Below are 13,451 nucleotides of genomic sequence, written 5' to 3'. Positions count from 1 at the left end.
AATATATCATATATTGGTTAAAATGGAGGAAACGATATATTTTCTGAGAATAAGGATTAAGAAGTATGGTTTTAAGGAAAACAATAGGGGATATGGAACTTCATACTTTAAATTAGGGAAGTGGTTAGATGCAAAAAATGTTCGAAAACAAATGGTACCGATTCGCCTGGTGGATCATGACGTTACTCATCATCGTCTGGATTGGCGATCATGTCACGTTCCTATTCCGACCGGTCGCGATTTTGCTACAGATGGTCGTACCACCGCTTGCGATCGCCGGGATTCTCTATTATGTCCTGCTACCGATCGTCGAGTTGCTCGAGAAAAAGATGAAGCGACGGCCTGCTGTCTTGATCGTCCTCGTTGGTCTGATCGGAATCTTGACGACGCTCGGCTTCATCTTCGGTCCGATGCTATCAGAACAGATCACACAGTTCGTCAACTCGATTCCGACACTTGCGACGCAGTTTCAGCGTCAATTGATCGATGTTCGAGAGCAACTTGAAAACAGTTCGGTCTTCTCACGCTTCCTCTCAGGACCAGATAACTTGTTCAATAAGTTTTCTAGCAATATTTCGGAGTACGCTTCGACGTTCCTCAAGAACATCGGTACGGGTGTCGGTGGCTTCGTCAGTGTCGTGACGACGACGGTCGTGACGATCGTCATCATCCCGATCATGTTGATTTATATGTTGCTTGATGGTGATAAGCTGAAAGGTAATCTCGTCAAGCTGATGCCGTATGAGTACCATAAAGAAACGAAAAAAATCCTCGGTGACGTTCACTTGACGATCATGAGTTATATCCGAGGACAAGTCATCGTCAGCATTGGTGTAGGAATCATCGCTTATATCGGATATCTGATCATCGGGATTGATTATGCGTTGCTACTCGCGTTGTTTGCGACACTGACGAACATCATTCCGTTCCTCGGTCCAGTCCTCGGTGTCATTCCGGCCTTGATCGTTGGGTTCATCCAGGATCCGATTCTTGCGATTTATGCAATCATCGTCATGACGGTAGCACAACAGATCGATTCGCACATTATGTCACCGCTCGTTCAAGGGAAAACGCTCGATGTCCATCCATTGACGATCATCATCGTCCTGCTGGTTGCGGGGAACATCGCTGGTTTCTTCGGGGTCTTACTCGGTGTCCCGTTCTACGCCGTCATGAAGGTCGTCATCCTGAACATCCGTCGTCTCTATCATCTTCGGTCGCAAAAGAAGATGGTCATTACGGAAGAAGAGAAGACGTTCGATACGATCATCACGGAGCGCGATTGAGTTTTGAAATTTACGTAAAAGTGCGTCATACTGAAGACGTAGTTAAGAAAAAGGGGGCAGGGATCAGATGGATTCACGTCATACCGAAGAACAAGCCGATTTACTGGCATTGCAGAAGTTTCAACACAACTTCGAAAACAGCCTCAAGTCGAGTATCATTTATCTCTTGCGTGATGGGGCGTTGACGATCGGGGAACTCGAGCAACGGATCGATCAGTCACACGGTCAAATCCTCGAACAGCTGCAGGAGCTGATCGAAGATGGTCTCGTCGTCCAGCAGATGTCAGAAAAAGTGCACGGGCTGGCCTATTATTTAACGGCACCGGCAGAAGATCTCGTCCGTCAGTTCAAGGAATCGATCCGCTGGAGCAAACAGCATATTCGTTATTGAGGAACGTCAAAAGCCAGAGTCGCTAGACTCTGGCTTTTGTGTGGATCTTAACGATGTACGGCACTGAAGGCTTCTTCCGATTCAATGCCTGCTTTGTTGACGGCTGTAATGATGAAACGACCCGTCGCATCTTCTGGAAGTGGGAAGGCTTTCCGTTCGATGACATCTGTTGTACCGAGTTTTTTGCGTTTACCGTCTTTTTCTTGATAGATGTTGTATTTGACGACATCTTTATCCGTAGAAGCATACCAGTTCACGAATCCACCACTGACGCGGACGTTCGTGGCTGGTTTCGGTGGTGTTTTGACGGGATCAGATGCTTTCTCATCGAGTTCTGTGAAAACGACGAGTCGATCATCATACGTTCCGGCATTTTGGTCAAATGTTCCGATACACGTAATCAAGTTAAGATTCCGTTTCTCAGAAGCACCAAAGATTTTTTGAAGCGGGGCATCCAAGTGATCGTATTGAACAAGCTTTTTGACGCGGAAGACGAGCGTCCGTCCCGAAGCATCCTTAATCTTGATTTGATCATTCTTCTTTAAGTCTCGTAGTTGATAGAAGACGGCAGGACCTGTTTTCGTATCGGTGTGTCCATCGATGACAGCATTCCCGACATCGCCCGGACGTGGACCGAACTTATACCAGCCGACTTGTTGTTCATTCTTTGGTGTCGCCATGGCGCCATTCTTATCAAGACCGACTTGCTCGACCTTTGTTTTGACGTCAAGCGTTGGAATCGAGAGAGTCTTTGGTAATTCGACTTCATTCGTCGAAAGATCCTTGAACTCTTTTTTGAAGATGTCCGATGGTTTTAACGGATCTTCTGCTGGCGCCTCCTTCTTATTCTCGGAAGAAGTCACCGTCTTGGGTGACGCCGTTCCTTGGGTGATGTTGGATGCTGCTTGTTCCGGTGTGCTAAAGAGCAGGAACAAGAGCGTTCCGACGGAAGCAACCATCAAAACGATGCTTGTCGGCAGTAACCATTTTCGCATGACGTGTAACTCCTTTCCGAGAGAAGGGTCTCTCTATGTAAAAACAGGATAGCAGATTGCTATCCTGTTTTTGATTATACCCAATTTCTTAGGCGTTTTGACGTTTGCGTGCGAGGACAAGACCAACTGCTCCGAGTGCGAGACCGAATACTGCGATTGCACCTGTTGTTGCAGCTGTGTTGTTGTCGCTCATACCACCGTTACCAGTGTTCGGCATTGAGCCTGGTGTACCATCCATGAATTTCTCTGGCGATTGTTTGACGATCGCCTCACCAAGGTTTTCACCTACGCCGTACATGTAAGCGTAAGACTCACGGAATGTGTCGACAGAACCTTTGTAGTCGCCTTCAACATACTGCATGAACGTATCTTGGACGTAAGTCTCGTGACCTGATACGGCTTCTTGTGCTGCTTTTGTTGGAAGGTTTTCTTCTGTTGCCGCACCGAGGAATGCACCGAAATCGTTCGAGAACATTTTGAGCATGTCTTGTGCGTCACCCATTAATTTTTTATCGTCATTGATTGCTGCTGTGACAAGGTTTGCTTGTGCTTCGATGTGGTTTTTCGTCCAATCTTGTTCGAACTGATCCGCACCGGCTTGACCGTAGATTGATTTGATCGCTGCTTTGAAGTCTGCCGTGTGCATATCTTCAGCCCAGTTTGCTGCATCGTAATCCTTCGCTTTATCAACACCAGCTGTCATGCTGAGGTTCGCAAGTGCAACGTGTTCAGCTGCAAGGCTGTTAAGTGTTGAACGAAGATCTGCTGCTTTTGAGTCCGCTTTCGTGTTATCGAATTTCTCAGGCATCTGTGTTGTGATAGCGACTGAGAGTGCTTTTGAGATATCGTACATGCGGCTGTATCCTTCACGGAATGTGTTGTACGATCCTTCGTAGTCACCAGCTGCATATTGCTGGAATGTCTTATAGACGTCTGCTTCGTGCGCACGGAGGACTTCTTCAGCTGCTGCTTTCGGGAGTTTCCCTTCCGTTGCTGTATCGAGGAAGCTTGAGAGATCTTGTACGAACTCTTCTGTCTCTTTCTTCGAAGCGTTGATGCCGTCTTGGTCATCTGCTTTTACAGCTTTGACGAGGTCTGTTGTGTATTTATTGTGATCAACGAAAATTTTCTCGAATTGTTTTGCGCCTTCATCGCCGTAAACTGAAGCGATGGCTGGTGTCATATCGAGTGCATTTTGTTTAAGTGCTGCTTCGTAATATTCTGCGTCTTTTGAACCGTCATATTGTTTTTTCATGTCCATGACAGCGAGGACGAAGTGCTCTGAAAGTAACTGATCGAGTGTTGCGCGAAGGTCAGCAGCTTTTGTTTTGACCGTGACGTTCTTTGGTGCCTCTTGTTTCATGTCATCTGCGCCACCAGAAGCGAATGCTGCTGTTCCTGGAAGTACGAGTGCTGCTGCCATTGCTGATGCTGCGAATTTTTTAGTGTGTTTCATGTTGAATCCATCCTCTCGATTTTAAGGTAGTGGAGCGCTTGCTTTGGTTTTTAATATGAAAAACGTTTGGAAGCGTTGATCTAAACTTGAATAGAGGGATGAAACCGGGCCCGTGTCATCCTGTGCTTGTAAGTGTTGCTCGTGAATCTGTAAGGCTTACGCGGATGGATGGCATTTGGATTTAAAAAAATGTGAGATTTACGGAAATAATGTGTTGCGAATTTTTTACTTCCTTATATAACAAAAGAAAACTTTTTTTAAATGTTTACCGATCGCTCGTGTTACACTAGCTAGGAACCAGGAGAAAACAAAGTCATTCCTGATATTGTTACCTGGTACTAATGTGCTATACTACGCTTAGACTGAATCAATGAAAGGTGATCAAAATGGTACAAGACCAAGCAGGTACGGAACAGCCAACGCGTGAACGTTCAAAGCGACATCAACAAGGCAAGGACGCTGGAACATCTGAAAAGAAAACACCACGTCTTCGGAAGTACACGACGCGACGTGTCCCAATTCTCGTCCGGTTGTTGATCGTTCTCGTTCTCGTCATCGTCGCACTGGTCGTCGGTGCAATGGTAGGGTATGCAACGTTTGGTGGTGGCGAGGCAATGGATGTGTTAAAGCTCGACACATGGACCCGCATCACCGATTTTTGGATGAAATCTTAATTTGTCAGTGATGGGAGCTGTTTAATATGTATACAATCGAACAAATCAAGGAAGTCATTCCGCACCGTTATCCCTTTTTGCTCGTCGATCGGATTTTAGAGGTCGAAGAAGGCAAACGCGCGGTCGGAGTGAAAAACGTGTCTGCGAACGAAGAATTCTTCAACGGACACTTTCCTGACTATAACGTCATGCCCGGCGTTCTCATCGTCGAGGCGCTCGCGCAAGTCGGTGCCTTCGCTGTCCTTAAGATGGAAGCGAATCAAGGAAAGCTTGCTTTCTTTGCCGGCATCGAGAACTGCCGCTTTAAACGTCAAGTCGTGCCAGGCGATCAATTGCGCCTCGAAGTTGAATTGACGAAGTTACGTGGACCTATCGGAAAAGGTCGTGCCACAGCGACGGTAGACGGGGAAGTCGCCTGCACTGCCGAATTGACATTCGCAATTAAGTGACGACCAGATGAAACGCTGGTTGCTTCCTCTCGCGATTTCCTTATTGATCATCCCTGGCTGTCAGCGTGCTGAAAAGGTCGAGACCGCTTCCCCATCGGTCATCGTCGACCCGATCAAACGGGCTGGTCAGACAGAGAACATCTCCGCCCAGATTTCCTTGACGAGTAAGGACCGGATGCGTTTGACGATCAAGACGACGAATGACATTCGTCTTGACGATCAACAAGTCGACATTCGCTTAGAGGTCTCGAATCAATCGATTCCGTTCCCATTCGTGTCGTTTTCCGCTAAAAAAATGGGTGAGATTCGCACGTACACTTCAGATACAACCGTTGAAGATGAAGTTTTCAACGAAAATCGCCTGCCTGTCCTCGTCATTGACGCCGGAGCAGGACGCGGGATTGAGATTCCGCTCGAAATCATCCGATGAACGATAAAGCGCCGACTCCTGTCACAGGAATCGGCGCTTTATCGTTTATTTGACGAGCGAGACGGCACGGTTTACGTCGAGGCGACCGTAGCCGTATGAGGTGTCGTAGCCTTTTGTTCCGAGATCTCGGGCAGACGATTTTAAAAGCTTCTCTGTCGCACTCGGTGACAAGCTCGGCTTCAAGCTCATCAAAAGACTCGCGACTGCTGCGACGTGAGGGGCCGCCATCGAAGTCCCACTCGAATAGGCGAGTTCACCGTCACCGATATAACTTGGGATCTCAACCCCTGGGGCGACGAGATCGAGTCCTTTTCCGCGATTCGAGAACGAAGCGCGGACATCTTTTCGGTCCGTCGCGCCGACAGATAGAACATGCGCATAGCGTGCAGGATAGCTGATCGTCTTCGCACCGTCATTACCGGAAGCAGCGACGACGAGCACCTTCTTCTGATCGGCATACGCGATCGCATCCTCGATAGCGCGTGATTTTTCATCCATTTCTAGACTGAGGTTAATGACGCGGGCGCCTTTTTTGATCGCATGGAGAATACCACGTGCGACGTCCGACGTGGAGCCTTGCCCGTTTGCATCAAGGACACGAATCGGAATCAAGGAAGCCGCTGGATTGATCCCTTGAATGCCATACAGATTATCGGCATTCGCAGCAATGATCCCGGCGACATGGGAACCGTGACCGTCTGGATCGGTGACGGAAGTCTTTCCGCGAATGAAGTCGTACCCGAGATCGGTCCGGACGCGTCCTGCGAAGTCGGCATAGGTCGAGTTGATCCCGGTATCAACGACGGCGACAAGTGTCGGCTGTAACGTTTTTCCGGCGAGTCGTTTTAAGGCAGCGGCGTACTGGATGTCAGCCCCGACTTTTCCTTTTCGTTGTCCTGTGTTCTGGAGCGACCATTGGTACGGGCGATACATATCCTTTGCCGTCCGGACGGTCTGTGTATGCTCGACGTAGTCAACAGCAGCTGATCGTTCTAAGTAACGTTTTGCCTGCGCTGCGGCAGCATTCGTCTTGAACGTCCATTCTTCGAGGGACAGGCCCGGAAGCGACGATCGTGTCGCCTGGAGCGACGTCGAGACGGATTGTTTCAGACTGCCGTGCTTCATCTTGACGAGGAGACTCGCGGTCTTTGACGTCGTCGCACTTGGTTTCATCGGTAGGAGCGGCTGGAGTTTACGAAGGATAAAAGGAATTTGATAGCGGGTTCCCGGTTTCCCTTCGAAGACGACGTACTGTGTACCGGACCAGCTGAGCGGGAAGATCAACGCTTCGTCCTGCAATTGGCGATACCGTTTGTAAGTCGTCCCTTTGCTGTAATTCGTCTTTGAGGTATAGACGGAACCTTTCGAGCGATCGAGATCGAATTCGAGATGCGTCGCCCGTTCGATATAGAGGGCTGAAGGTAGGGTGAAGACGACACGTCCGGACGCATCATATGTACCGCGTAACGTCTGACTCGTCACCGGAAGTGGTGTCGTAGCAGCCGAGGCGACGGACGGGGTCAGGAGACTGACACCGAGTAGGAGTGGAAGGATACGTTTCATGAAAAATCACGACCTTTACGGAAAATGGTGGAAAGTTGAAAAAAAGGACAGTTCAAACAAAATTATCTGGTTTAATTTTACGTTGTTGTTTAAAATTTAGATATGTTTTTCTTATTAGAAACGGAGCTGAATGAGACACCATGAAAAAAATCATCATCTTTTTGTTACTCCTGATGTGGAGTGGGACGGGCATCGCTCCGGTCCAAGCCGAATCGAAATGGGACGTGACAGCAAGCGGGACAGGACCGTATACGTTGACCTTCACGGGAGAAGGAATCGTCGATGTGACGAGTGAGACGGCGCTTGCGTTCTCAGACGGTTTGACGGGAAGTGGCATCGATATCACTGCGCATCCGACGGTGACGTTCACAGCAGAGACGGCACCACGGATCGTCGTCACGGAACCAACGACACAGCAATCGATTATCCTTGAGTTTCCGAAAGTCGACGCGGAGGAGCCGGCAACGGATGATCCTGGGACACCGGAAGAACCGGTCACGGAACCAGAAGTTAAACCAGACGTCAAACCGGATACACAACCGGTTACACCGAATCAATCAAAACCGACGACGCCGACAAAGGAAAAGCCGGTCACAGAAACAAAACCAGCTCCTGCGACGAACGTCAAGGCGACGAAGGGGCAAATTACGGGAACGGTCTGGTATGACGCAAACGAAGACGGGATTCGCCAAGAGACAGAAGCCCTTCTTGATGACGTGAGTGTCTTCTTGATCACGCCACGTGGCGACGTCACGGACATGGCCATCACGGAACAAGGGAACTACATATTCGAACAGGTGACACCGGGGACGTATCAAGTCAAGATCGATGGTTATGACATCGGTTTGTATACGTTCACGAAGCCGCATCAGGATTCAGATGTCAACACGTTCGGAACGACGAACGTGACGATCCAGGCAGGGGACGTCCGGGTCATCGATGCCGGCATGACGGAAGGGGACGAGATGACGGAGCCGTCGCACTTCTTAACACTGACAAACTTCGTCGACGCAAATGGGGACCAACAGCCGCAGGAAAAAGAAGAGACCGTCCCGATGACGTACACGTTACTGGATACCGTCACGGGTGAAACGGCATGGACGTTTGAAGACGAAGGGGATGATCAGGTTTTATCAGGAGACAGCCTCCCGGTCGGCACGTACATCCTAAAAGTCAAAGCGCCTGCTGGTTATACAGTCAAAGCGATGCATCACCTCGATTACATTGCGTTTGAAGAGGACATGAGTGAGGCGAAAGATGCTCAGGCACACCTCTTGAAACACTTGAAGCGTCAATCGGTCGACGCCGTCCTTGATCTAACACGCGATGGTGGCGGAACGATGGTTGCCGTCGAACTCGCTCCACCTGTTGAACCGGTCAAGGAAACGCCGACGAAAGTCGTTAGTCCGGTCAAATCGACAGCACCGGTCGCAGCAAAAGCGGATACTACGTCGACTCCAAGCGTTACAGCGGAACGTCTACCGCAAGCAGGGGAAGGCAAGCCGTTTCCGTTTGCGGTCGTCGGTGGCATGAGTGCCGTCGTCGGATTATGGTTGCTTGTCCGAAAACGATAAGGTTTAGATGGAACGTCTCTTGAGTGGAGGCGTTCTTTTTTGTGAATGGATGTGTGTTGATTGACACACACGCACACATATGCGCATAATGGTAGTATCAAATCACAGGAAAGAGGGATTCGATGTTAACGACAAAACAGATCAGTGAATTATTACGGGTATCGGAAGAGACGGTCCGGCGCTGGATTCGGACAGGGGAATTGCACGCGGAGCAGGACGGCAAAGGGTACCGTGTCGATGAATTGGCGTTGAAACGGTTAGTCGATGAGAAATCACAGATTCCGGGAACCGCATTGAACAAGATTCTCCCGATCATCCAAGATATGTTCGGACCGGAAGCAGCCCAGTTCGCGAAGTCGAACGTCTTTGATCCACTCCAAGCGACGATGCAATCGAGTGAAACGACGGCAACACCGGAAGCCTCGAAAGCTTCAATGGAAGCAGAACTCGCCCGCTTAAAACGGAAGAAACGTCGCCTCGAGCTCGAACACGAATTGAAGTTACTCGATATCGAGGAACAGATCGCGTCGATGGAACGTAAACAACAATCCTAAAGCAAAGCGCACGTAGGGGTATCTCCCTTGTGCGCTTTCGTATGTAAGAGGAAAAGACGCCTTCACTGATCCGAAGGCGTCTTTTTGACGGAACGTTGTTTACGTTTCCAGTACCAATAGCCGAGCCCGAGTGCGATCGGGATGACCGCCAAGTACGGATTGGCTTCGATATATCCAATGATCTCAAATAACGCGAACCATCCACTGATTAAACCAAGGACGAGTAAAATCGACCGCAGGACTTCTGGAAGCTTACGGATCCGATACGCGAAGAGACAAATGAGGCTAAAAATGATGATCGCCACATGCATTCCTCCATTCCGTACTCAGTATAGCGTATTCGGAAAGCTTTTTCGATGCACAAATCGGCTTTCCTCCCGTATAGTGAAGACAGAGAAAAATGGACAAGGACGTGATGGAGATGCAAGCAACAGTGATTGGGACAGGATATGTCGGACTCGTCACCGCGATCGGACTCGCAGAAAACGGACATGAGGTGACGTGTGTCGACTTGAATGCAGAACGGATGGAACGGTTAGCGCAAGGGATCGCACCGATCACCGAAGAAGGAATCGAAGACGCACTTCGCCTCAATCGCGACCGCCTGACGTTCACGACGGACTATCCGGCGTCCGACTTGTACTTGATTGCCGTCGGGACTCCGGAACGAGCAGACGGTAGCTGTGATCTATCGGCTGTCGAAGCGGTCGCACGCTTGATTGAAGAAACACGTCCGGGAGCGAGTGTCATCGTCAAGTCGACGGTACCACCGGGAACAACGGCCCGCCTGCAAGACGAGCACCCGACGTTACGCTTCGCGATGGTGCCGGAGTTCCTGCGTGAAGGAACGGCCCTCGCGGACAACCGTCAGCCGAGCCGTCTAATCATCGGGACGACGGATGCCACTTTTGCAAAAACGGTCGAGCAGTTATTTCAAACGACAGCTCCGGTCGTCGTCGTTGATTCAACGACAGCGGAGTTGACGAAATATGCGGCGAACAGTTTCCTCGCCGTCAAAATCAGTTTCATTAACGAGATCGCCCGGCTTGCGGATGCAGTCGGTGCCGACGTGACGGAAGTCGCCCACGGGATCGGACTCGATCCTCGGATCGGTTCTGCTTTCTTACGAGCAGGTGCCGGTTACGGTGGGTCTTGTTTCCCGAAAGACATCGCCGCATTGACGACGCTTGCGCGAACGCACGAGACGACGCTGCACGTCATCGAAGCAGCTGACCGGACGAACGAAGCCCAGCTCGATTACGTCCTCGCGAAGGTCCGTCCAGAGCGGGGGATGCGTGTCGCGCTGCTCGGGCTTGCTTTTAAGCCGGGCACGGACGATTTACGGGACGCACCGGCTTTGCGCCTCGCGGAACGACTCGAGCAACTTGGTGTCGTCGTTGCTGGGTATGACCCGGCAGCGCGGACATTGCTTGACCAAAAGTCAACGCTTGAAGAAGCGTTACGCGGAGCGGACGTCGCCGTCATCATGACGGAGTGGCCGGAGATGAAGACGATGGCGCCGGAACTGTTGACGCGCGTCATGCAGACGCCACGCTTGATCGACGGACGGAACTGTTGGCAGTACGTTGATGCCCCAGCAGGCGTCGCCTATGAAGCAATCGGACGTCCGGGAAAAGAATTTTCGAACAAACGCTAAGTGCGACCTGTCATTAGGGATGAGACCAGTCATGGTGTCATCCCTATTTTGATAGATGAAAGGACGAGGCGACATGCAAATCGATTATTTCGCAGTTCAACCGAGCGGTCCCAAAGGAGCGCTCGAGGCACACGTGTTATATCCCGGATGGAATCAACGACAGAACGAAGAGTGGGAACGTGCCGTCCATTACGGGGCAGGGCTGATCCGGATCCGTCAACGGGGAACGGAACTCCGAATTCCGATCGAGTTCGGATTCGGCTATGTCTTGCAGTACATACGTCAGTTCATGGAAGCGGAACGCAAGGGAGGCAGCATCCGCCAAAAGATGCAAGCCCAGCTCGACTGGATTGCGGAAGGGCTACCGGTTCGTTTTAAACGCGAGAAGGAGACGATCGTCGTCACAGCAGAACGGAGTCATGCCTTTGCGGAGCGTCCATTTCTTGAAGCACTGGAAAAGTCGATGTATGCTCTACCGTGAGTTTTATAAGAAAGGGTCTATTGTAAGGTAGCTGACTCGTCAGAGAAGAACGCTGTGGTCAGGCGAATACTAGCAAATCGACTTTAAAAAGAAAGCCTGCGTGGCTTTCTTTTTTTGTTAACGCTGATTTTTAAGAACCGGTTCCCATTCTCCTGAAAAGAACAAATCTCCTTTATCGGTCCGTTTCGTATACTGAGGAAGGCATGACCTAAAAACGAGGAGTGAAGGCGATGAATAGAATACGTATGATCGGGCGAGCGAGTGTGCTGAGCTTACTACTGATGATCTGGTCAGGTGGTGCGGTCGAAGCGGACGGTCCACTCGTATGGGATCAACCGGTATCTGGTGTACTAAAGGCCAACGAGTCAGCGAAGTACGATGTCACCGTGACGCGTCCGAGTAAGTTGACTGTCGACATCAGTGGGTTCGGTGAAAATACACGTGTGACCTTACAGAATGAACGTGGTAAACAAGTTCTCTATCAGAGTTTAACGAGTGACGGCGTCAGACCGGCACAAGCTGTCCTGTCTGAATACGTGGAGCCGGGCAACTACCGTCTCGTCGTATCGGAATACATTTTAAGTAAGCGACCGGCAGCCTACACGCTTCGTGCGACAGCAGAGACCGTCACGACGGATGATCAGGAACCGAACAACGGTACGCTAGAAGCGCAAGTCTTACCGTTTCAGCAAGCGGTCCGTGGAATGCTGTCTGCTCAAGATGAAAAAGACATCTATCAAGTGAACGTTCCAAAAAACGGCAAGCTATCACTAGCCATCGATACATACCTGCGCGGCAATGCAACGATCAGTCTGACGGACAGTTTAAACGAGAACGTCTTCTCAAGCTATCTCGTCAGTGAAGAGAAGTCGCCGGGAAAATTCCGTCGAACGGTTTATGTAGAAGAGGGGACTTACTTCCTGACCTTGTCACGGACGAGTACACAAACCGGTCGTTATCAGGTACAGGCAGCGATGCAACCGGTAACGACGAATGAACAGGAACCGAATGACGGAGTGCTCGAAGCAACACGTCTATTGTTTGCGCAAGACTACAGTGGTCTGCTGACGTGGCAGGATCATCACGATTACTATCGCGTGACGCTGCCGAAAAAGAGTCAGGTGACGTTCGACGTCTCAACGATGATCGATCCGTCCATGACGATTGAATGGACGGATCCGATGAACAAGTCGCTCTATTATAGGAGTCTGAGCGGAAGTGAAAAGACACCAGGGAGATGGATGGACAGTCTCGAACTTCCGAAAGGCACCTACTACTTCCGGATTGGGAGTACGTACTACAGCGGATACTATCATTTCCGGATGACAGCGAGTCACCTGTTCCCAGTCTTACAAATCAATCCGGTGAAAGCCGGAGCGCGACAGGTCAGCGGAACGACGGAGAAGAATGCTACAGTGCGAGTAACAATCAATCAGCGGACGTATACACAAAAAGCGAATCAAACGGGTCGCTATACATTTTCAATTCCCAAAGCAAAGCGTGGCACAAAGATCACTATCTCTTCTGAGAACCAATACGGGAAAACAACGAAGCAGATATACGTGACGCGCTAATCATCTCGCTAATCATCTATAGAAAGAACGCATTCCTAACAGACGAGGAATGCGTTTTCACGATTTTGACACAATTTGTGAGTGGGGACAATCAGGGGAAAAGCGATGAAAGGATCAAAAAACATCTAAAATAAATTTTTTTAATCTCTTTTGGATTGAAAATCGGAGCATGACTTTCGAATCATTTCCGCGTTTTTTAAAATCAGACTAAAAGCAGAGAAGTTAGTCTAGCTTTTTTGATAAAAAAATCATTCGACACCCAGTCGTGAAAACGTGTCACTTTTTGTCGAAAAAAAGGTATTTTTTAACGGTAGGGTAATCGGAAAATCATTTTCCATAAGACACCATGTAAAAAATTTTTAATAAG

The 13,451-nt window shown here is 49.7% G+C and carries 14 protein-coding genes; 10 read left to right on the top strand and 4 right to left on the bottom strand.

The features are described 5' to 3' along the window. Positions 1 to 128 precede the first annotated feature (128 nt). Positions 129 to 1,286 (top strand): AI-2E family transporter, encoded by a 1,158-nt coding sequence (locus N179_RS13180; RefSeq protein ID WP_058264538.1) that lies wholly within the window; start codon positions 129 to 131, stop codon positions 1,284 to 1,286. Positions 1,287 to 1,353: 67 nt separating this feature from the next. Continuing rightward, positions 1,354 to 1,677, top strand: a complete 324-nt coding sequence (locus N179_RS13175; protein ID WP_023469481.1) for a winged helix-turn-helix transcriptional regulator — start codon at positions 1,354 to 1,356, stop codon at positions 1,675 to 1,677. A gap of 47 nt (positions 1,678 to 1,724) precedes the next feature. Here N179_RS13175 and N179_RS13170 read toward each other — a convergent pair whose 3' ends face one another. Both N179_RS13170 and N179_RS13165 read right to left on the bottom strand, forming a co-directional pair. Beyond that, positions 1,725 to 2,672 (bottom strand): class F sortase, encoded by a 948-nt coding sequence (locus N179_RS13170; RefSeq protein ID WP_075643020.1) that lies wholly within the window; start codon positions 2,670 to 2,672, stop codon positions 1,725 to 1,727. A gap of 88 nt (positions 2,673 to 2,760) precedes the next feature. Continuing rightward, the gene (locus N179_RS13165; RefSeq protein ID WP_075643019.1) at positions 2,761 to 4,128 is read right to left on the bottom strand and encodes a copper amine oxidase; all 1,368 of its coding nucleotides are present in this window, start codon (positions 4,126 to 4,128) and stop codon (positions 2,761 to 2,763) included. Between the two features lie 386 nt (positions 4,129 to 4,514). Here N179_RS13165 and N179_RS13160 point away from each other — a divergent pair, with 386 nt between their 5' ends. The 3 genes from N179_RS13160 to N179_RS13150 are packed head-to-tail and all read left to right on the top strand — an operon-like array spanning position 4,515 to position 5,681. Continuing rightward, a complete protein-coding gene (locus N179_RS13160) occupies positions 4,515 to 4,802 on the top strand; it encodes a DNA-directed RNA polymerase subunit beta (protein ID WP_023469478.1) in 288 nt (95 codons plus the stop codon). A gap of 26 nt (positions 4,803 to 4,828) precedes the next feature. Then, on the top strand, positions 4,829 to 5,251 hold the full coding sequence (gene fabZ / locus N179_RS13155; RefSeq protein ID WP_023469477.1) for a 3-hydroxyacyl-ACP dehydratase FabZ: 423 nt from the start codon (positions 4,829 to 4,831) through the stop codon (positions 5,249 to 5,251). 7 nt (positions 5,252 to 5,258) lie between these two features. Then, on the top strand, positions 5,259 to 5,681 hold the full coding sequence (locus N179_RS13150; RefSeq protein ID WP_053454386.1) for a hypothetical protein: 423 nt from the start codon (positions 5,259 to 5,261) through the stop codon (positions 5,679 to 5,681). Between the two features lie 45 nt (positions 5,682 to 5,726). Here N179_RS13150 and N179_RS13145 read toward each other — a convergent pair whose 3' ends face one another. Beyond that, entirely contained in the window at positions 5,727 to 7,244 is a 1,518-nt protein-coding gene (locus N179_RS13145) for a S8 family peptidase (RefSeq protein ID WP_244150243.1), read from the bottom strand. Between the two features lie 140 nt (positions 7,245 to 7,384). On the opposite strand from N179_RS13145, the gene N179_RS13140 reads away from it, so the two are divergent. Further along, positions 7,385 to 8,818, top strand: coding sequence for an SdrD B-like domain-containing protein (locus tag N179_RS13140; protein WP_075643018.1), 1,434 nt, complete (start codon positions 7,385 to 7,387; stop codon positions 8,816 to 8,818). A gap of 122 nt (positions 8,819 to 8,940) precedes the next feature. Next, positions 8,941 to 9,372, top strand: coding sequence for a helix-turn-helix domain-containing protein (locus tag N179_RS13135; protein ID WP_023469473.1), 432 nt, complete (start codon positions 8,941 to 8,943; stop codon positions 9,370 to 9,372). 62 nt (positions 9,373 to 9,434) lie between these two features. Here N179_RS13135 and N179_RS13130 read toward each other — a convergent pair whose 3' ends face one another. Next, a complete protein-coding gene (locus tag N179_RS13130; RefSeq protein WP_244150242.1) occupies positions 9,435 to 9,683 on the bottom strand; it encodes a DUF1129 domain-containing protein in 249 nt (82 codons plus the stop codon). Positions 9,684 to 9,793: 110 nt separating this feature from the next. Between N179_RS13130 and N179_RS13125 the strand changes: the two genes are divergently transcribed. From N179_RS13125 to N179_RS13115, 3 genes are all read left to right on the top strand, one after another. Beyond that, positions 9,794 to 11,029 carry a UDP-glucose dehydrogenase family protein gene (locus tag N179_RS13125; RefSeq protein ID WP_075643016.1) on the top strand — a complete coding sequence of 412 codons (1,236 nt, stop codon included), beginning with the start codon at positions 9,794 to 9,796 and terminating at the stop codon, positions 11,027 to 11,029. Between the two features lie 73 nt (positions 11,030 to 11,102). Beyond that, positions 11,103 to 11,510, top strand: coding sequence for a hypothetical protein (locus tag N179_RS13120; RefSeq protein WP_035395896.1), 408 nt, complete (start codon positions 11,103 to 11,105; stop codon positions 11,508 to 11,510). Positions 11,511 to 11,740: 230 nt separating this feature from the next. Continuing rightward, positions 11,741 to 13,084 (top strand): Ig-like domain-containing protein, encoded by a 1,344-nt coding sequence (locus N179_RS13115; protein ID WP_143404479.1) that lies wholly within the window; start codon positions 11,741 to 11,743, stop codon positions 13,082 to 13,084. Positions 13,085 to 13,451: the final 367 nt, after the last annotated feature.

Origin of the sequence: Exiguobacterium indicum HHS 31 (assembly GCF_001939065.1) — a bacterium.
In the GTDB taxonomy this organism is placed as follows: domain Bacteria; phylum Bacillota; class Bacilli; order Exiguobacteriales; family Exiguobacteriaceae; genus Exiguobacterium_A; species Exiguobacterium_A indicum.
The sequence above is the reverse complement of the archived record's forward strand: the minus strand, read 5'-3'. Positions and strand labels throughout refer to the sequence as shown.